20 protein-coding genes and 1 pseudogene are annotated in these 18914 nt (G+C 35.0%); 15 read left to right on the top strand and 6 right to left on the bottom strand.

The annotated features are described in order from the left end of the window. Positions 1 to 33: 33 nt before the first annotated feature. Entirely contained in the window at positions 34 to 654 is a 621-nt protein-coding gene (lexA, locus tag LC087_RS04610; protein WP_226538248.1) for a transcriptional repressor LexA, read from the bottom strand. Between the two features lie 154 nt (positions 655 to 808). Here lexA and yneA point away from each other — a divergent pair, with 154 nt between their 5' ends. From yneA to LC087_RS04585, 7 genes and pseudogenes are all read left to right on the top strand, one after another. Continuing rightward, positions 809 to 1189, top strand: coding sequence for a cell division suppressor protein YneA (yneA, locus tag LC087_RS04605; RefSeq protein WP_226538247.1), 381 nt, complete (start codon positions 809 to 811; stop codon positions 1187 to 1189). 80 nt (positions 1190 to 1269) lie between these two features. Next, the gene (locus tag LC087_RS04600) at positions 1270 to 1977 is read left to right on the top strand and encodes a YneB family resolvase-like protein (protein ID WP_226538246.1); all 708 of its coding nucleotides are present in this window, start codon (positions 1270 to 1272) and stop codon (positions 1975 to 1977) included. Next, positions 1943 to 2167, top strand: coding sequence for a DUF896 domain-containing protein (locus tag LC087_RS04595; protein WP_226538245.1), 225 nt, complete (start codon positions 1943 to 1945; stop codon positions 2165 to 2167). Before LC087_RS04600 ends, LC087_RS04595 begins: the two co-directional genes overlap by 35 nt. Positions 2168 to 2298: 131 nt before the next feature. Next, positions 2299 to 4300, top strand: a pseudogene (gene tkt, locus LC087_RS04590) (transketolase). A gap of 38 nt (positions 4301 to 4338) precedes the next feature. Then, positions 4339 to 4608 carry a sporulation inhibitor of replication protein SirA gene (gene sirA / locus LC087_RS19595; protein ID WP_371932681.1) on the top strand — a complete coding sequence of 90 codons (270 nt, stop codon included), beginning with the start codon at positions 4339 to 4341 and terminating at the stop codon, positions 4606 to 4608. Beyond that, entirely contained in the window at positions 4592 to 4885 is a 294-nt protein-coding gene (gene sirA, locus LC087_RS19590) for a sporulation inhibitor of replication protein SirA (RefSeq protein ID WP_371932680.1), read from the top strand. The genes sirA (LC087_RS19595) and sirA (LC087_RS19590) overlap by 17 nt, the downstream gene beginning before the upstream one ends. A gap of 77 nt (positions 4886 to 4962) precedes the next feature. Then, positions 4963 to 5181, top strand: coding sequence for a YneF family protein (locus tag LC087_RS04585; RefSeq protein WP_226538242.1), 219 nt, complete (start codon positions 4963 to 4965; stop codon positions 5179 to 5181). Between the two features lie 21 nt (positions 5182 to 5202). Here the strand turns inward: LC087_RS04585 and LC087_RS04580 are convergent, their stop codons facing one another. Beyond that, the gene (locus LC087_RS04580) at positions 5203 to 5385 is read right to left on the bottom strand and encodes an aspartyl-phosphate phosphatase Spo0E family protein (protein WP_226538241.1); all 183 of its coding nucleotides are present in this window, start codon (positions 5383 to 5385) and stop codon (positions 5203 to 5205) included. Positions 5386 to 5750: 365 nt separating this feature from the next. Here LC087_RS04580 and LC087_RS04575 point away from each other — a divergent pair, with 365 nt between their 5' ends. The 3 genes from LC087_RS04575 (at position 5751) to LC087_RS04565 (ending at position 7549) form a co-directional block, all read left to right on the top strand. Beyond that, positions 5751 to 6461, top strand: a complete 711-nt coding sequence (locus tag LC087_RS04575) for a cytochrome c biogenesis CcdA family protein (protein WP_226538240.1) — start codon at positions 5751 to 5753, stop codon at positions 6459 to 6461. Between the two features lie 117 nt (positions 6462 to 6578). Then, entirely contained in the window at positions 6579 to 6938 is a 360-nt protein-coding gene (locus LC087_RS04570) for a response regulator (RefSeq protein WP_226538239.1), read from the top strand. 116 nt (positions 6939 to 7054) lie between these two features. Then, positions 7055 to 7549: a CcdC family protein gene (locus LC087_RS04565; RefSeq protein ID WP_226538238.1), complete on the top strand. Its 495-nt coding sequence runs from the start codon at positions 7055 to 7057 to the stop codon at positions 7547 to 7549. A 535-nt stretch (positions 7550 to 8084) separates the two neighbouring features. Here LC087_RS04565 and LC087_RS04560 read toward each other — a convergent pair. Beyond that, positions 8085 to 8513, bottom strand: coding sequence for a DUF2621 family protein (locus LC087_RS04560; RefSeq protein ID WP_226538237.1), 429 nt, complete (start codon positions 8511 to 8513; stop codon positions 8085 to 8087). Positions 8514 to 8859: 346 nt separating this feature from the next. On the opposite strand from LC087_RS04560, the gene LC087_RS04555 reads away from it, so the two are divergent. Next, complete coding sequence (locus LC087_RS04555; RefSeq protein WP_264189747.1) at positions 8860 to 8994, top strand: hypothetical protein; 135 nt, start codon at positions 8860 to 8862, stop codon at positions 8992 to 8994. 28 nt (positions 8995 to 9022) lie between these two features. Here the strand turns inward: LC087_RS04555 and LC087_RS04550 are convergent, their stop codons facing one another. Both LC087_RS04550 and LC087_RS04545 read right to left on the bottom strand, forming a co-directional pair. Further along, the gene (locus LC087_RS04550) at positions 9023 to 9358 is read right to left on the bottom strand and encodes a hypothetical protein (protein WP_226538236.1); all 336 of its coding nucleotides are present in this window, start codon (positions 9356 to 9358) and stop codon (positions 9023 to 9025) included. An 80-nt stretch (positions 9359 to 9438) separates the two neighbouring features. After that, positions 9439 to 9585 (bottom strand): small acid-soluble spore protein P, encoded by a 147-nt coding sequence (locus LC087_RS04545; RefSeq protein ID WP_226538235.1) that lies wholly within the window; start codon positions 9583 to 9585, stop codon positions 9439 to 9441. A gap of 135 nt (positions 9586 to 9720) precedes the next feature. On the opposite strand from LC087_RS04545, the gene LC087_RS04540 reads away from it, so the two are divergent. Continuing rightward, positions 9721 to 9981, top strand: a complete 261-nt coding sequence (locus LC087_RS04540; protein ID WP_226538234.1) for a hypothetical protein — start codon at positions 9721 to 9723, stop codon at positions 9979 to 9981. Positions 9982 to 10178: 197 nt separating this feature from the next. Here LC087_RS04540 and sspO read toward each other — a convergent pair whose 3' ends face one another. Next, the gene (gene sspO / locus LC087_RS04535; RefSeq protein WP_226538233.1) at positions 10179 to 10328 is read right to left on the bottom strand and encodes a small acid-soluble spore protein SspO; all 150 of its coding nucleotides are present in this window, start codon (positions 10326 to 10328) and stop codon (positions 10179 to 10181) included. Positions 10329 to 10976: 648 nt separating this feature from the next. Between sspO and acnA the strand changes: the two genes are divergently transcribed. The 3 genes from acnA to LC087_RS04520 all read left to right on the top strand — a co-directional run bounded on the left by acnA (position 10977) and on the right by LC087_RS04520 (position 18913). Further along, the gene (acnA, locus tag LC087_RS04530) at positions 10977 to 13700 is read left to right on the top strand and encodes an aconitate hydratase AcnA (RefSeq protein WP_226538232.1); all 2724 of its coding nucleotides are present in this window, start codon (positions 10977 to 10979) and stop codon (positions 13698 to 13700) included. Positions 13701 to 14456: 756 nt separating this feature from the next. Then, positions 14457 to 16382, top strand: coding sequence for an endonuclease MutS2 (locus LC087_RS04525; RefSeq protein WP_226538231.1), 1926 nt, complete (start codon positions 14457 to 14459; stop codon positions 16380 to 16382). 233 nt (positions 16383 to 16615) lie between these two features. Beyond that, entirely contained in the window at positions 16616 to 18913 is a 2298-nt protein-coding gene (locus tag LC087_RS04520; protein WP_306020139.1) for a glycoside hydrolase family 65 protein, read from the top strand. Position 18914: the final 1 nt, after the last annotated feature.

The following is an 18914-nucleotide window of genomic DNA, read 5'->3' as shown; positions in this document are numbered from 1 at the left end:
ATTAGGGGAATAAATTATACCTTCACATGGGCATTAATGCATGGTGCGATATAAGCCAATCACTTTACCTAATATCGAAACATTTCTAACAATAATTGGCGCCATTGTCGAATTTTCTGGCTGTAATCTAATAAAATCTTTTTCTTTAAAAAATCTTTTTACAGTTGCTTCATCATCTTCTGTCATTGCTACAACGATATCACCATTTACAGCTGTTTGTTGCTGCTTCACAATGACTTTATCTCCGTTTAGAATTCCTGCTTCAATCATACTGTCACCAACGATTTCAAGCATGAATACATTTTCATCATTAATGTTGTAACGATCAGGAAGTGGGTAGTATTCTTCTATATTTTCAATTGCAGTAATTGGCAAACCAGCAGTTACTTTACCAATTACAGGAACGTTCACCACCCCAGATTGAGGAATCTCTACTTCCTCTCCACTTAAAATCTCAATCGCTCTCGGTTTTGTTGGATCACGTCGAATCAAACCTTTAGATTCCAGACGTGACAAGTGGCCATGTACTGTTGAACTTGATGCTAGTCCAACAGCTTCGCCAATTTCGCGTACAGAAGGTGGGTATCCTTTTTTTCTAACTTCATCTTTTATAAAGTCTAAAATATCTTGTTGCCGTTTAGAAAGTTTTTTCATCGTCTGCACCTCGTTCCCGGTTAATTAGGATAAGTATAGCATGTTTTTCCTTTATATACAAACGTAAGTTCGAAAAACAAGTTGATAAAAACGTTTGTTCGTGTTTATAATAAGAGTAATAAAAAGAGAACAAACATTCTGATGAGGTGAAAAAATGGATAAGTACTCAATATCATTTTATTTTCTATTTATTGTTGTTGTTGCAGTTGGTTTTGGGGCATTGGTTGAGTCTGAAGAAGAATTGGACAACTATGTTATGATTGAAGTACAATCAGGAGATAGTTTATGGAACTTGTCTAAACAATTTCAAGATTATCATTCACTCTCTGACAGCGAGTTTGTTAATTGGGTCGAGGAGAAAAATGAACTTATAGATGAAAAAATTCAAACTGGTGAAAGGCTAATCATTCCTATTCAAGTAGAAGAAGAACATGTTGAAAATGACTATGTCACTTTAAGTGGATGTTCAAAAATGAAGGGAGAAACATCCCAGAAGAACGGACAACATTGTACTTTTTTGGTTCATGAAGAGTAAAAAGGTCATACATGGAAGTTCTTCTTCGGAAAAAATATTTTGTTTTTCTATGATTATATACGATTAGTGGAGTGTGAAGGTTGAGAGCTTTAGTTTATTGTAGAATAAGTACAAACAAACAGCAGCAAGAAACATCTCTATCAAGACAAAAAGAAGAATTGCTTTTATTGGCAAATCAGTATCACTTTGAAGTTGTGGAAACTATTGTAGAAAAAGCAAGTGGATATGATTTAGAAAGAGAAGGAATTTTTCAAATAATAGAACATATAAACCAAAAATCAGTTGATTATTTATTAATTCAAGATGAAACAAGATTAGGAAGAGGAAATGCAAGAATAGCCCTTATTCACTTCTTAAAGAAGGCGGGAGTGAAAATTTTTACAGTGAACCATCGAGGTGAGCTTCTTTTATCAGAGGCAGATTCGATGGTTCTTGAAATCGTAAGTATAGTTGAAGAGTATCAACGTAAAATTCATAATTTGAAAATTAAAAGAGGAATGAAAAAAGCAATTGAGCGAGGTTATAAACCTCAAAACAATTTAAAGAACCTCCATCAAAGTACTGGTAGGGAAATGATTGAAGTCCCTGTTGAAGAGATTGTAAGACTTAGAAAAAATAAGCTTACTTTTTCTGAAATTGCAGCTACTTTAAGGGGGTTTGGATACGAGGTCTCTAAAGCAACTGTTCATCGAAGGTATCAACACTATATTGAGGAAAATGAAAAGAATTTATTGACAGGGAGGAAATCAACAGATGTTATCAAAAGAAAAAATGAATCGAATAAATGAACTTTCCAAAAAATCAAAAAATGAAGGATTAACAAATCAAGAACAAAAAGAACAAGAAGGGTTAAGAAAGGAATATTTATCGGCTTTTCGAGGAAATATGAAAAAGACACTAAAAAACGTAAAAATTGTCGATCCAAAAGGAAATGATGTAACTCCAAGAAAATTAAGGAATGACCAAAATTTTCATTAATATTTACGAAATAGAAAATTATTAAGTTGTACGTACCTTTTTCGGTTTTTTCGTCAAAAATGGTTGTATGTTTTTCTTTGTAAGGATATTATAAGGGAGTAGTTTAGATTGAAAAGAAAGGATGGTCTTAAATGACACATTCAATAGATGCTCTATCTATTAATACAATTCGAACATTATCAATTGACGGAGTAGACAAAGCTAACTCTGGACACCCAGGTATGCCAATGGGAGCTGCTCCAATGGCATACGCACTATGGACTAATTATATGAATCACAATCCTAAAAACCCCAATTGGTTTAATAGGGATCGTTTTGTCCTCTCGGCAGGTCACGGTTCTATGCTTTTATATAGTATGCTTCATTTATGTGGTTATGACGTCTCAATGGATGATTTAAAATCATTCCGACAATGGGGTAGTAAAACTCCTGGACATCCTGAATATGGACATACGGCAGGTGTTGATGCCACAACTGGACCTTTAGGTCAAGGTATTGCAATGGCTGTTGGTATGGCAATGGCAGAAAGACATTTGGCTGGTACATACAATCGTGATCAATTTTCAATTGTAGATCACTTTACTTATGCTATTTGTGGTGATGGTGATTTAATGGAAGGGGTTTCTTCTGAAGCTGCTTCATTAGCTGGTCACTTAAAATTGGGTAGATTAGTTGTTCTATATGATTCAAATGATATTTCATTAGACGGAGATTTAGACCGTTCGTTCTCTGAAAATGTAGAGCAAAAATTCACTGCAAAAGGTTGGCAAGTCATTAGAGTCGAGGATGGAAATGATGTTAGTGCTATTTCTAAAGCAATAGCCGAAGCAAAGCAAGATATGGACCGCCCAACATTAATTGAAGTTAAGACAACCATTGGTTACGGCTCTCCTAATCGTGCAGGCACTTCTTCTGTTCATGGTGCTCCATTAGGTAGTGAAGAAAGCAAATTAACAAAAGAAACGTATTCATGGACTCATGAACCATTCCATGTTCCAGATGAAGTTTATGCACACCTTAAGAAAGTAGTGGAAGAAGCTGGGGTGACTAAAGAAGCAGAGTGGAATGAACTTTACAATGAATATAAAAAAGCATTTCCAGAATTAGCAGAACAGCTTACTCTTGCCATGAACAATCAACTACCAGAAGGCTGGGATACTGATATTCCTGTTTACGAAGAAGGGTCAAGCGTTGCAACTCGTGCTTCTTCAAGCGAAGTCCTAAATGGTATTGCTAAAAATTTAGCATCATTGTTTGGTGGTTCTGCTGACTTAGCTAGCTCGAATAAAACGATGATGAAAGATTTAGGTGATTTTACTGCTGAGGATTATAGCGGGCGTAATATTTGGTTTGGAGTGAGAGAATTTGCTATGGGTGCAGCCTTAAATGGTATGGCATTACATGGTGGAGTAAACGTATTTGGTGGAACTTTCTTCGTTTTCTCTGATTACCTTCGACCAGCAATTCGGTTAGCAAGCTTTGATGAACTTACCTGTAACCTATGTGTTTACACATGATAGTATTGCAGTAGGTGAAGATGGTCCAACTCATGAACCAATTGAACAATTGCCTTCTCTACGTGCAATGCCTAACTTATCTGTTGTTCGTCCAGCTGATGGAAATGAAACAGCGGCAGCATGGAAACTAGCACTTGAATCGACTTCTACACCAACTGTATTAGTGCTTAGCAGACAAAACTTAAAAACTATGCCTTCCACAAAAGAAAAAGCTTATGAAGGAGTTTCTAAAGGTGCTTACATTGTTTCAGGCTCTACGAAGGAAACGCCAGATGCTTTATTATTAGCAACCGGTTCTGAAGTGAATCTTGCCGTTGATGCTCAAGAGGAGCTTTTAAAAGAAGGAATTGATGTATCAGTTATTAGTATGCCTTCATTTGACCGTTTTGAAGCGCAATCAAAAGAATATAAACAATCAGTTATTCCAAAAGAGGTTCGTAAGCGTTTAGCCATTGAAATGGCCTCTCCATTAGGTTGGGAACGCTATACTGGTGACGAAGGTGAATTGTTAGCTATTAATACATTTGGAGCTTCTGCACCTGGTGAAAAGATTATGAAAGAATACGGGTTTTCAATTGAAAATGTCGTTTCACGTGTAAAAGAAATGTTAAAATAACATTGTTTTGGTTGGAAAAAGCATTGCATTTCATTGCGATGCTTTTTTCGACAAAAAAAGTAGGTTACCTCTCTGATTATTCAACAAATCCTGCTCATCTTTTTTTATATACTATGCATATAAGTGTGAGTGAGAGAGGTGAAAACGCTTTGAAACAATATTACATATATTTAATTAAACGTGAGTTTGCAAACCACTATTTCGGAAGTGAATCAAAATTATTTCTTTTTTTTCAGCAATATCATTGGACAAACAGTGAGCATTCTTCCTATCCAATTATAAAAAAAACAAATAGACTATATAACTAGACCAGTTTCTGATTTTGTAATAGAATTAGTTAAAAAACAATTAGAAGAAAAAAAAGATATTCAAACAAAAAACGGATTAACTTATAAGTTAAATGGAGAAGAGAATTCTGTTCATATTTTCAAGAAACATTTTCTCCTTGAAACAGATGGAAATATTGAATCAGAAGCTTATTTTTTTGAGTTGTTAAGAAGATACGATTCATGTTTTTTTGCTATGGACTTCAAAAATGAATTATACGGATGGCTTAACCCAATAAAAGAAAAAAAATTTGTTTAACATGAAGAGTAATTATTGTATAATAGCATATGGTTTAGTACACTGTAGTGTAGACAACTTGAAGGAGGAAGAACTTGATGGAAACATGGCTGGCCATCCTACTTATTGTAGTAGCTTTAATAGCTGGTGCAGCATTAGGATTTTTCTTAGCACGTCGCTATATGATGAACTATTTAAAAAAGAATCCACCTATTAATGAACAAATGTTAAAAACGATGATGATGCAAATGGGACAAAAACCATCTCAAAAGAAAATCAATCAAATGATGAAAGCAATGAACAATCAGATGAAATAAGCTTTCATATATACAGGCCTCTTACGTTGTGTAAGAGGCCTGTTCTTCATTTTTGTAGGCTAGTTTTTGATATTCTGTTACAAGCTTATCAAGCTCTTGACTATATTTTAAAGAAGTATGAGAGTTGATCCCGTTTTTTAATACAACATGAATCATTTCAGCTCGTTTATGTTCAATTAAATGGAGAAGCTCCTGCTTAGACAATAGAATTGTTCCTTTCTATAATAAAGTCAGAGGTCTATACATTTATTATACTCGATCATGGTAATAAATTCAAAAATATGTGATTGATCACATATTTTAATTGTAAATCCCATAATTAGTGGGAGAGAACCTTGTTTAAGCCTTCTTGTATCAAGGTTTCTATCAAGTAACAACAATAATTTGAAGTGTCTTTAACGATAACATGACATTAAATTGTCATATTTATTATTATCTTCTATTCACCGTCTTTTGATAAGATATATGGAGATTGATGTTTACATGTGCTTTAAAAAACAAGAGAACATTTGGAAGGACTATTACAAGGTCTATTCGTAGCACAATAAACAAGAAGGGGAGCTTCACGTATGACAGAAGAAATAAATATATTTTTGGCATTTGGTGCAGGGTTTTTATCATTTATATCTCCTTGCTGTTTACCACTTTATCCAGCGTTTTTATCATACATTACAGGAGTATCTGTTACAGACTTAAAAGAACAAAATAATCGGTTACTGAGTAGAAGTTTTTTACACACTGTTTTCTTTTTACTTGGCTTTTCTATTATTTTTATCGCATTAGGGTTCAGTACTTCTTTTATTGGTAAACTATTCGGTGATTATAACGATTTAATTAGGCAAATAGGAGCCATTTTTCTTTTCTTCTTTGGGCTTGTCATTGCGGGTTTAATCAAACCAGAATTTTTGATGAAGGAAAGACGATTTCAACTTAAAAATCGTCCTGCTGGCTATTTTGGTTCCGTTTTAATTGGTATCGTTTTCGCTGCTGGATGGACACCATGTACTGGTCCTATATTAGTTGCAGTTATGTCTTTAGCCTCAATTGATCCAAACTCAGCTATGGTTTATATGGTGGCTTATGTTTTAGGTTTTTCTATTCCATTTTTAATTCTATCATTCTTTATTGGAAAATTAACGTGGATTAAAAAACATAATATTACCATCATGAGAGTTGGTGGAATACTTATGTCGCTCATGGGGGTGTTTTTATACTTTGACTGGATGACGAAAATTACCGCTTTCTTCACGAGCCTTACAGGAGGATTTAAAGGATTTTAATTTAGTAATCATTCTCTTTCCCACTATTCAGTGGGTTTTTTTATCAAAATTTATAGGTCGATTTTACTAGTTATTTTAGGTATAATAATCCTATACATAAAAAAGGGGAGACGAACAATGGCAAAGATCGTAATTGTGGATGATGCTAAATTTATGAGGATGACATTAACTAATATCTTGAATAAAACGGATCACGAAATCATTGGAGAAGCGGAAAATGGAATCGAAGCTGTCCACCTTGTGAAGGAATTACACCCTGATATTGTGACGATGGATATAACAATGCCTGAAATGAATGGAATAGAGGCTGTTAAAGCAATAAAAAGTGAAAATAAAGAAGTTAAGATTATAATGTGTTCTGCAATGGGACAGCAAAAAATGGTAATTGAAGCCATCGAAGCAGGAGCGAAAGATTTTATTATCAAGCCTTTTGATGAAACCAGAGTGATAGAGGCGATAAATCGAGTAGGTTCATAATTAGAAATGAAAGCATTATTTTACATGATCTAAATACTATCTATTGAGATGGTTTTTTAATTTGATAAAATAGTGTATGATAGGATTGTGTACTAGGAAAATAAAGGATTGATTAAATGAATATCATGCTTATTTTATCTTCTGCTTTCGCTATTTTTATGGGCTTTTTCGTTTTATTTATAAGAATGAAGGCATCATTAAAACCGGTTTCAAGTAAAAAGATTATACTACCACCTATATTTATGAGTACTGGGGCGTTGATGTACGTGATACCTTTTTTTAGAATTAGCCCCTTGCAAATAGTAGAGGCTTTGTTAGTCGGATTTATATTTTCTATTTTGTTGATTAAAACGTCTAATTTTGAGGTAAGGGATGGGGACATATACTTAAAGCGGTCAAAGGCTTTTATTTTTATTTTGTTTGGTCTATTAGGGATTCGTATTATGGCTAAACTTATATTAAGCACGGCCATTGATCTTGGGGAAGTAAGTGGAATGTTTTGGATGCTCGCTTTTGGAATGATCGTCCCGTGGAGAGTCGCAATGTTTATAAATTACAAGCGGATTGAAGCTAACTTATCAATAGTTGAACCTAAAACGAATTTAACTTAATCGAAGGGGCTGTCTGAATAGTTCCTATACGAAAAGCGCAAGCGCCCGTCTAGCGACGCATATTAAAAGGAACGTCAACTAACTTCAACCACGTCCTGTGGGCAACGATGATCCTAGCACGTCGTGTGCTTCGAAAGCGTTACCCGTCGCTGGGCGCTGGAGCTAGACAAAAATAAAAGCACCATCCGAATAAGGACAGATTTTTATACTTTCTTACTCTGAGATAAAGGAAATGGAGAAAAACGACTCGTTTTTCTCCATTTCCTTTTTGTTTCTCTTGAGTTCTTTCTGAAAGTAGCTGGCGGATGCCTGCTACTTTCAGGAAGTTGTGGGTAATAGCCACGATTTCTTTTTGTTTTTATAGAGGTTGTTCAAAAAGTCCTAAAAAAATGTCGGTTGAATAACTTTGTTGGTTTGCTTTTGCGCTCCTCATGTACCAAGAACGTACACTGTGAGTGCTCAAAGCTACACCGCCTCGTTCTTCAGCGTCCTTTTTTCCCTACTTTTTGAACACGCACTTATAGGCAATTTATTTTTAGAAAAGAACTTTATATTGACTATAGTCAATTTCCTTTTCTTCTAGTCTTTTTTTCAAAAACTTATGATCTCTTTTAGGTGTAGCTAAAATATAGCCTCTAATTAGTAAATCTATTGTAATGGTTTTAGCATTTTCTTCAATAGCTAATTGGCCAATTTTACCTGCGATTTTCTCTCTCGCCACATCTCGAAATAATTCAGGGACTGGTGATACTAAATCTTCTAACAAATCCTTTTGTTCTTGAGACCATAAGTGTAACGTTCTTTCAATGTAATAGTCCTGCCAGTCGAGATCTGATTTTCCATCTTCCTTAGGTAGTCTTTTTAAAAACTTACGAAACATGAAAAATCCACCGATTCCTAACATAACAACAAAAAATACACTCCACAAAAATGATAGTGTAATAACCCAGTCTGTTACGTCCATATTTAGTTCCTCCTACTAAACCTCTTGAAGATATTATAAACAATAAAATAGAGGAAAGAAAAGAGTTTTGTCTAATTTATTACATTATGTATTTTGGACGTGGATCAATGTAGCAATAGGACGTACGATGCACAGTATGTTCTAAAAGCAATTTTGTCACAGGACTTGGCTTTCTATAGATGACGATTTAGATTGTCATTATCCTTATCCTGCTCGACGTGTTTGTTTTTTGGTGATGTTCATAAGTTTCTTGTCGTCATTAATCGGGCGCTTGTCCCTTCATTATAAAAAAAGTAGTCACGTTTTCCTTTTTGTCAGCATATGATAAGTGAAAGGAGGAAAAAATATGGAGAAATATTATTGTCATCATTGCTATAACTTTGTAAAGGGTGAAGGTAGATGCCATATTTGTGGGCATTATCATTCTATTCCTATTATTATTAATGTTCATTCTAATTCTATGAAAACACATGTAAAGTGAGAGAATGCCTCTCACTTTCAAAGATTTTTCATTCCATCTTTTTTGATATAAGCACTTGTAATACTTGATCTTTGAATTGATAGTTTATTTGATTTTCTTGTAGTTGTATAGGTAATATAATTTCTCTACTTATGGTGGGTTCGTTTTTTAGTTGTATAATAATCGATTGTTGTTCTTGAATATAAATATCAATATTTTTCAATTTACTAGTAGGTACTTGAGCTTCTATTAAATAAGTTTCGCACATTTCATATAAATACACGGGAAACATAGCCTCATCTAAAAAGGTGGTGAATGGATCTTCTAAAAATTGATCCATCCACTGTTCAACTTCTTTTAAATTCAATCCTTGATTATCGTCCATAAAAACCTCCAAAGACGTTTTTATTAGACTATTCATGAAGAACTGATTTGTTTACCAAAAAATGAATGTTATTGTATAAACTAAAAGTCATGGCTGGATTTTTGGTTTTGTTTTGTATGGTTTCTGTTTTTCACCTTTTTGGATCCGTCTAAAGGTTCTGGTTGGCTCCCGTTATGCCCTTTTGAAGAATTGTCTCTTATGCCTTTTCCATTATTTTTATTTGTCATAAAATCACCCTTTTAATGTTGTACATTTTTTTTGAAAAAACACTACTTGAGTAGACTAACCTAAAAAACGATGTATATTCATGCGAATGAAGTGTAAAAATAGGGATAACTTTCAATAAGATAGGAGGGTTTCCTTTGCCTTATCATAAAAATAGTCAACAAGCCTTTCAAGCTGCTCAGCAAGGAGCAAAAGAAGCGCGCGATGTTTATGAAGGAATGATTGTTGATGGACCAGATTATGGTTCGCAAATAAAGCATTTAAAAGAAGAAGTGATTGAAGCGTATCAGCAAATACAAAATGCTTTAGAAGTAGCAACAGAAACGCAACGTGATCGCCTAGAGCAATATCAGCGTGATTTAGAAACGATGGTTGATAAGATTAATCAAGAAAGTTGAAGGGCTTATAGATAAACATGAAAATCCGTCCTTATATTTAGATTGTGTTTTTATTGTTTTCTAGTTCAAACGCCCTAAGACTCGTAAGTTCTCGTTTTTCTTAACTGAATTCATTTACGACAATAGTGTAGTAATAATCGAATAAACCGTAGAGCCTCCTAATGGAGGCTTATTTGTATCCATTCAGTCAATAAATGTTATTGATTTTTCTTTCTCTTTTTATTATTTTGCCGTTCTGCAGCAGTTAATTCTGATAAGGATTCATCTTCGTTGTACCCAGTTCCAACTCCTTGGGCTTTTGCATCGTTCATTCCTTCGATGATATGATTGGCTTTTTCTTTGGCCATTTTCCCACCTCCTAGTAGTAATTAATATTACTATGCCCAGGTTCATCGCTTTTTTATCATAGTATATCAGGGGAACCTCATAAGCAATCCACCTATAAGTAATACTTATAGTAAACGATAACAGGATTGTTATTTACTTATGTATTTTGTTGTTATAAGATTAACATGTGCGAAATTTAAGAGGTGGGAGAATGATTATAAGTGCGTGTTCAAAAAGAAGGGGGAAAAGAGCCGAGAAGTCGAAAAGTGTCATCGCCTTGATCAGCCACGACAAGCATAAGATGGGATTACCTTGAAAGGTGCTCTTTACCTTTCATGAAATCCTAGCTTATGACCTCGAGTGGCTAGGCGATAGAACTAGACAAGAACGAGGCGACTGCTTAAAGGAACGCAGGCTAAGTTCAGTCACGTCCTGTAACAACGCCTGCGCTAGCCCGTCCTGGGCATCGAAGCACCACAGTGTACAAACTGAAGGATCACGAGCTAAAGACGTCCCCATCCTAGGGACAACGTTCGTGCTAGCCAATCCTGGCGTCGGAGCTTGGAATAGCGAGACAACAAAGTTATTCGACAGCAATTTTTCATGACTTTTTGAACAACCTCTATAATTACACACCTTGTAAGACTTAATAAGGGGGAGACGACGACATGACGCAACAATTAGTAAACAACGATGTTTTCCAAGCAAGAAAAAGCTTTCAAGTAAATGGAAAAAAATATCATTATTATTCATTAAAGGCGTTAGAAGAAGCGGGAATAGGGAATGTTTCACGCCTACCATATTCAATAAAAGTTTTATTAGAGTCCGTTCTTCGTCAAGTTGATGGACGAGTAATAAAAAAAGAACATGTTGAAAATCTAGCAAAATGGGGGACTGAAGAATTAAAAAATATAGATGTCCCGTTTAAACCTTCACGTGTTATTTTGCAAGATTTCACAGGAGTTCCAGCAGTAGTAGACTTAGCCTCATTAAGAAAAGCAATGGCTGATATAGGTGGAGATCCTTCTAAAATTAATCCAGAAATTCCTGTTGATCTAGTTATTGATCACTCGGTTCAAGTAGATCGTGCAGGCACAGAAGATTCTCTAGCATTTAATATGGATTTGGAATTTGAAAGAAATGCAGAACGATATAAATTTTTAAGCTGGGCTAAAAAAGCGTTTGATAATTATCGTGCTGTTCCTCCAGCAACAGGCATTGTTCACCAAGTAAACTTAGAATACTTAGCAAATGTAGTACACGCTGTGACAAATGAAGATGGAGAGTTTGAAGCGTATCCAGATACATTAGTAGGAACAGATTCCCATACGACTATGATTAACGGAATTGGCGTTTTAGGTTGGGGTGTTGGAGGAATTGAAGCTGAAGCAGGAATGCTAGGACAACCTTCTTATTTCCCTGTGCCTGAAGTTATTGGAGTAAAATTAACAGGTACCCTACCTAACGGAACAACAGCAACTGATCTAGCGTTAAAAGTTACTCAAGTTTTAAGACAAAAAGGAGTAGTTGGTAAGTTTGTTGAATTTTATGGTCCGGGTGTAGCGAAATTACCTTTAGCTGACCGTGCAACTATTGCTAACATGGCTCCGGAATACGGAGCAACGTGCGGATTTTTCCCTGTTGATGGAGAGTCGTTAAACTACATGCGATTAACGGGTAGAGATGAAGAAAGTATAAAAGTTGTAGAGCAATATTGCTCTGAAAATGGCTTATTCTATACACCAGATTTGGAAGATCCAATCTTTACAGACACAGTAGAAATTGACCTTTCTACCATTGAAGCAAATCTTTCAGGCCCTAAGCGTCCTCAAGATTTAATCCCACTTTCTATGATGAAGGACGCATTTACAAAAGCCTTAACTGCACCACAAGGGAATCAAGGATTTGGACTTGAAGAGTCAGAAGTAGACAAAACGATTACGTTTCATTTGAAAGATGGTCAAGAAGTAACGATGAAAACGGGTGCTGTTGCGATTGCAGCGATTACAAGCTGTACAAACACCTCGAACCCATACGTACTAGTAGCAGCTGGACTAGTTGCTAAAAAAGCGATTGAAAAGGGATTAGATGTTCCTGCTTACGTAAAAACATCTCTTGCTCCAGGATCGAAAGTTGTGACTGGATACTTAGAAAACTCAGGATTAATGCCTTACCTACAAAAATTAGGTTTCAACCTAGTCGGTTATGGATGTACAACATGTATTGGAAACTCTGGACCGCTTGCTGACGAAATTGAAGATGCAATTGCTAAAAATGATTTGCTTGTGACTTCAGTCCTTTCAGGAAATCGTAACTTTGAAGGACGTATTCATCCGTTAGTGAAAGGAAATTATTTAGCTTCTCCTCCGTTAGTTGTCGCTTATGCTTTAGCTGGTACGGTGGATATTGACTTACAAAAAGATTCATTTGGTAAGGACAAAGATGGCAATGAGATTTTCTTACATGATATCTGGCCATCCACGGATGAAATCAATGAAGTTGTTCAACATACTGTAACACCTGAATTGTTTAGAGAAGAATATGAGCGTGTGTTTGATGACAATGAACGTTGGAATAAAATTGAAACAACTGATGAAGATCTCTATACGTGGGATCAATCTTCAACATATATTCAAAACCCGCCATTCTTTGAAGGATTATCACCAGAACCTGGAAAGGTTGAAACGTTAAATAACATGCGTATTGTTGGTAAGTTTGGTGATTCAGTTACAACTGATCATATTTCACCTGCGGGTGCAATTGGTAAAGATACACCTGCTGGAAAATACCTTCAAGATAATAACGTTACTCCACGTGACTTTAACTCCTATGGATCTCGTCGAGGAAACCATGAGGTAATGATGAGAGGAACGTTTGCCAACATTCGTATTCGAAATCAAATTGCACCTGGGACAGAAGGTGGGTTTACAACTTACTGGCCAACAGGTGATGTGATGCCGATGTATGATGCCTGTATGAAATATAAGGAAAATGATACTGGGTTAGTTGTATTAGCTGGTCATGATTACGGTATGGGAAGCTCACGTGACTGGGCAGCTAAAGGAACAAACTTACTTGGAATTAAAACGGTTATTGCACAAAGCTTTGAACGTATTCATCGCAGTAACTTAGTTTTAATGGGTGTCCTTCCTTTGCAATTTAAAGAAGGTGAAAGTGCAGAAACTCTAGGTTTAACTGGAAGAGAAACGATGGAAGTATTAATTGATGAAAGCGTTAAACCACGTGACCATGTGAAAGTGATTGCAACTGACGAAGAAGGAAACGAGAAACAATTTGAAGTACTTGTTCGTTTCGATAGCGATGTAGAGATTGATTACTACCGTCATGGTGGTATCTTGAAAATGGTATTACGTGATAAATTAAAAGCATAATGAAGATTTAATTAAAAGGTGTCCTAACATGGGCGCCTTTTTAACAGAGTAAGAAAGTATAAAAACCTGTCCTTATTTGGATGGTGCTTTTATTTTTGTCTAGCTCCAGCGCCGAGCGACTGGTGATGCTTTCGACACACATTAGGTGCTAGTGTCAACGTTAGTTCGCTTGTCGTGACTGTACTTAGTTAACGTTCCTTTACATCTGCGGCGCTAGACGGTTCTTTTATCTTAAATAGTTTTGTTTAAGCCTATTTTATTTTAATTGTTGACAAACATAATAATTTAGGGTAACATCCATAGTGTATTAATAAAATGACATTTTAAAGGAGTTCTGTTTATGTTAGGGGTCGTTCTTAACTAATCCGTAATTTCATACGGTCAATCAAAAGGAAAGTCTAAATGGATATATTTAGGCTATTGTTTCGTATGCTTTTTGATTGAATGGTTAAGGACTACTTCATAGCAGGACAGGTTCCGTTTATTTGTACGGCTGTATCCTCTTGGATGCAGCTTTTTTATTGGATAAAAAGAACAACAAACTTGCGTCTGTTTAAAATGCTAGAAAGCCTAGAAAATCTTGCTTTTTGAACACACACTATAGAATTTTGTTCATTTTTATCCTCGTTTAGGTGAGATCATTTATGGTTACTTAACTAAACTTGCAAATAAACAGGCTCACTCGTTAAAGACTGCAATGAACATTGTTCGTTGCGGTTTTTTTGTTTTTACAATAATTATGCGGAGGAAGAAAAAATGAACGAACAAACATATCAATTATTAGGTTTTAATGAAATAAAAAATCAAGTTGCTCAACACGCATTAACAGAAGAAGGAAAACGACAAATACAAAATCTGGTTCCCTCTACATCTATAAAACAAATAGAAGCATGGTTAAATGAAGTGGAAGAGGCCGTGAACATAATAGAAAAAAGTTCATCCGTTCCAGTTCATGGTCTTAACGGTGTTACATTCGTTTTGGACCAATTAAATAAAGGGATTCTTTTACGGCCTGAACAGTTAATGAAAATTCATTCCTTATTGGACAGTTGCACAAAATTAAAACGTTATATGAGAGATAAAGAATTTTTAGCCCCTCGTATTTCAACTTACGTTTATGCCATTGAAGAGCTACCCGACTTGGCAAATGAAATTAGAAAGTGCATTAAATTCGGGAAAGTTGATGACTATGCGTCTAAACAGTTGTTAAAGATCCGTAAACAAATCAAGATAGAAGAGGAAAGGCTGAAAGAAAAAGTTCAACACATCTTACAATCAAAGAAATACAAGTCTTATCTACAAGAATCATTGGTCAGTCAAAGGGGTGAACGGTATGTAATTCCAATAAAAAAGGAATATAGAAGAAAAGTAGAGGGAGCGGTTGTAGATACCTCCGCTTCTGGTTCCACTCTTTATTTAGAACCTGTTGAGTTATCAATTATTCAAGAAAGAATTAATCGTTTAACGTTAGATGAGGAAATTGAAGTTGATTCAATATTAAGTTATTTAACAGGATTAGTTGAATCTCATCAACGAGAAATCCATTTAGCTGTAGACATTATGATTCAATATGACGTCTTGTTTGCTAAAGGAAAATATAGTGTAATGATTGATGGAAAGAAAGCAAAAGTAAATGAGTCCCATTTTCTTTCCTTACAAAAAGCCAGACACCCATTACTCGGAAAAGAGGCAATACCTTTAACCGTAGAACTGGGAAATGATCTTCAATCACTAGTCATCACGGGTCCAAATACAGGTGGGAAAACGGTAACCATTAAGACAGTTGGATTACTAACCTTAATGACTCAATGTGGTTTATTAATTCCGGTTGAAGGAGATAGCCACGTTCCAATTTTCCAACGAATGTTTATTGATATTGGAGATGGGCAAAGTATAGAACAAAACTTAAGTACGTTTAGTTCACGTATTAAAAATGTAATAGACATCTTAGTTCATGCAAACGATAGAAGTTTAATCTTAATCGATGAACTTGGTTCTGGTACCGATCCTGGGGAAGGTATGGGGCTCGCTATTGCTATATTAGAACAATTGCATAAAAAGGGAGCAATGATTTTTGCAACCACCCACTTTAGCGAAATGAAAGATTTTGCTTCAGATAGGAAAGGGTTTATCAATGGGAGTATGGAGTTTGATTTAGAAACACTTCTTCCGACATATCGGCTTCTCATTGGTCAAGGTGGAGATAGTCAAGCTTTTTCGATCGCATTAAAATTAGGAATGCATCCTAAAATTGTTGAAAAAGCTCATTTAATTACGTATAGGGAGAACAAAATTTACACCAATAACAATCCCGAGACAAAAAGAGCAGTTGAAAAACAAGTAAGTTCAAATCGTCATGTTAAAAAACAAATAAAAGAGAAGTCATTGAACGACAATAAAATAAAGTCTTTTATAATGGGTGATAACGTCAAGATCGGGCCTAAAGGTGACTTTGGAATCGTATATACAGGTCCAGACCAACAAGGAAATTATATTGTACAAGTGAAGGATGAGAAAATAAAAATTAATCATAAGAGGTTAACCTTGTATATAGCTTCTAAAGAACTTTATCCAGATGACTATGACTTTGATATCATCTTTAAGTCAAAAGAATATAGGAAATTGAATCATTCATTCAATCGAAAGCATATGGATGGCGTTTCATTAGAACACGAAGAATAACGGAACGCCCTTTATGAATCGCTCTACAGGGTTCATAAAGGGCGCTTTAAATAGAATTTTTAACTAGGTTAAAACAGAAAAAAGTTAATACATTTCTTTTTAGATTAGGTATTTCTTTTTTTGTGAAAACCTTTACAATAGAAAGAGAGGATTAATTACATCTTTTTAGGGAACGTTTATGCAATTTGAGCAAACGTTTGCACTAACTATAAAGAGATAAAGGGTGATATAGCATGAAAAGATTATTTAAAACCGATAAATGGAAAATATCAGAAGATACAGTACACACAGAAGATTTCCGTTTAGCCGAAAGTATGATGAGCCTTGGAAATGGATATATGGGAATGAGAGGAAATTTCGAAGAAACATATTCTGGTGACTTTCATCAAGGCTCTTATATTGCTGGAGTATGGTTTCCAGATAAAACACGTGTTGGGTGGTGGAAAAATGGCTATCCAGAATATTTTGGAAAGGTTATCAATTCTACTAACTATATAGGTGTAAAAGTGTTTGTAGATGGTGAAGAAGTAGATTTATTTAGAAATAAGGTGATCGATTATTACCGTGAATTAGATATGAAACATGGAGTCTTAACACGAAGATTTACTATTGTTCATGAGGATAAAGAAACCGATTTTGAAGTCACTCGCTTTCTTTCGATAGCTAAAAAGCAATTAGGCGTGATTGAGTATAAAGCAACAGCTATCAATCATGATAGTACAATTACATTCATTCCTTATTTAAATGGAGATGTCAGGAACGAAGACTCTAATTATGAAGAAGACTTTTGGGATGAAATAGGTAGATGTGCAGACAATTTTCAAGGATACCTAGTCATGAAAACAAAAGATAATCCATTTAAAACACCTACTTTTCAAGTAGCAACGACGATGAAAATAGTAGCTGATGGTGATGTAAATGAAGTAACAACGATGGAAAAAGAAGAGTATGTCGAAAATTCCATCCAACTCAAGGTGAAAAAGGGAGAAACGGTGTCGCTAACGAAATATATTGCTGTTACTACGGATCGTGATTATAAAAAGGATGATCTTGTACTAAGGGGATATGAAATACTTGAGGAAGTTGCAAAGAAAGGCTTTACTTCTTTATTAGCAGAACATCAACAGAAGTGGTTAAAGCGCTGGGAGATTGCTGATGTTGAAATTAAAGGAGATGACGAGGCTCAACAAGGAATACGATTTAACTTATTTCAGCTTTTCTCTACTTATTATGGAGAAGATACTCGCCTAAATATAGGACCAAAAGGATTTACAGGTGAAAAATATGGGGGAGCTACTTATTGGGATACAGAAGCGTATGCCCTTCCTCTATATTTATCAACAACAGACCAGCACATAGCTAAAAGCTTACTGTTATACCGCTTTAATCAGTTAGATGGAGCGCGTCAAAATGCTAAAAAGCAGGGGTTAAAAGGGGCTCTTTATCCTATGGTCACGTTTAATGGAATCGAATGCCATAATGAATGGGAGATCACTTTTGAAGAAATTCATCGTAATAGTGCAATCGCTTACGCAATATTTAACTATGTCAATTATACTGGTGATAAAGACTATTTACAGCAAACTGGAATAGATGTATTAATTGAAATTACTCGATTTTGGGCAGATCGTGTTCACTTCAATAAAAACAAAAATATCTATATGATACATGGTGTGACAGGACCAAATGAATATGAAAATAATATTAATAACAATTGGTATACTAATCTAATGGCAAAATGGACAATTAACTACACCATAGAGTCATTGAGCTACGTTAGTAATGAAAAGAAGCAATCATTGAAGATTACTAAAAAAGAAATGAGTATGTGGAAAGATATTTCTGAAAAAATGTACTTACCTTATGATGAAGAATTAGACGTTTTTGTTCAACATGATACTTTCTTAGATAAAGATTTGATGACAGTTGAAGAACTATCAGAAACAGATCGTCCTCTTAATCAAAATTGGTCATGGGACAAAATTTTAAGAAGTTGTTTTATTAAGCAAGCAGATGTTCTTCAGGGAATATATTTTTTAAATGATCAATTTACAATGGATGAGAAAAGAAAGAATTTTGACTTTTATGAACCGATGACTGTTCATGAGTCATCTCTTTCTCCATCCGTTCATTCCGTTTTAGCAGCTGAACTCGGAATGGAGGAAAAAGCGTATGAAATGTATAATCGAACAGCTCGTTTAGATTTAGACAATTACAATAACGATACGGAAGATGGGCTTCATATAACAAGTATGACGGGTTCCTGGTTAAGTATTGTTCAAGGTTTTGCAGGCATGAGAACCTTTAATGAACAACTCTCATTTCATCCATTTACTCCAGAGGCATGGGATGGGTATACCTTTAATATTGTTTATCGTGATCATTTTCTAACTATTTCTGTTGGAAGAGATCAAGTTATTATTTCACAGAATGGACCTCAATTACGTATTAAAGTTTATGGAGAAATGAAAGAGATTGATGAAGACGGAAGCATCGCAGTTCAAGTACCTAATTTAAAAGGGGTTTATTGAC

Source organism: Bacillus carboniphilus, from assembly GCF_020524035.2.
In the GTDB taxonomy this organism is placed as follows: Bacteria; Bacillota; Bacilli; order Bacillales; family JAIVKR01; genus Bacillus_CC.
This window is presented reverse-complemented; position numbering and strand designations above follow the sequence as displayed.

Bases quoted from the DNA above. Each gene is read 5' to 3' on its own strand.
- lexA (WP_226538248.1), bottom strand. From the start codon at position 654: ATGAAAAAACTTTCTAAACGGCAACAAGATATTTTAGACTTTATAAAA.
- yneA (WP_226538247.1), top strand. From the start codon at position 809: ATGGATAAGTACTCAATATCATTTTATTTTCTATTTATTGTTGTTGTT.
- LC087_RS04595 (WP_226538245.1), top strand. From the start codon at position 1,943: ATGTTATCAAAAGAAAAAATGAATCGAATAAATGAACTTTCCAAAAAA.
- sirA (WP_371932681.1), top strand. From the start codon at position 4,339: ATGCTTTTTTCGACAAAAAAAGTAGGTTACCTCTCTGATTATTCAACA.
- LC087_RS04585 (WP_226538242.1), top strand. From the start codon at position 4,963: ATGGAAACATGGCTGGCCATCCTACTTATTGTAGTAGCTTTAATAGCT.
- LC087_RS04575 (WP_226538240.1), top strand. From the start codon at position 5,751: ATGACAGAAGAAATAAATATATTTTTGGCATTTGGTGCAGGGTTTTTA.
- LC087_RS04570 (WP_226538239.1), top strand. From the start codon at position 6,579: ATGGCAAAGATCGTAATTGTGGATGATGCTAAATTTATGAGGATGACA.
- LC087_RS04565 (WP_226538238.1), top strand. From the start codon at position 7,055: ATGAATATCATGCTTATTTTATCTTCTGCTTTCGCTATTTTTATGGGC.
- LC087_RS04560 (WP_226538237.1), bottom strand. From the start codon at position 8,513: ATGGACGTAACAGACTGGGTTATTACACTATCATTTTTGTGGAGTGTA.
- LC087_RS04555 (WP_264189747.1), top strand. From the start codon at position 8,860: ATGGAGAAATATTATTGTCATCATTGCTATAACTTTGTAAAGGGTGAA.
- LC087_RS04550 (WP_226538236.1), bottom strand. From the start codon at position 9,358: ATGGACGATAATCAAGGATTGAATTTAAAAGAAGTTGAACAGTGGATG.
- LC087_RS04545 (WP_226538235.1), bottom strand. From the start codon at position 9,585: ATGACAAATAAAAATAATGGAAAAGGCATAAGAGACAATTCTTCAAAA.
- sspO (WP_226538233.1), bottom strand. From the start codon at position 10,328: ATGGCCAAAGAAAAAGCCAATCATATCATCGAAGGAATGAACGATGCA.
- acnA (WP_226538232.1), top strand. From the start codon at position 10,977: ATGACGCAACAATTAGTAAACAACGATGTTTTCCAAGCAAGAAAAAGC.
- LC087_RS04525 (WP_226538231.1), top strand. From the start codon at position 14,457: ATGAACGAACAAACATATCAATTATTAGGTTTTAATGAAATAAAAAAT.
- LC087_RS04520 (WP_306020139.1), top strand. From the start codon at position 16,616: ATGAAAAGATTATTTAAAACCGATAAATGGAAAATATCAGAAGATACA.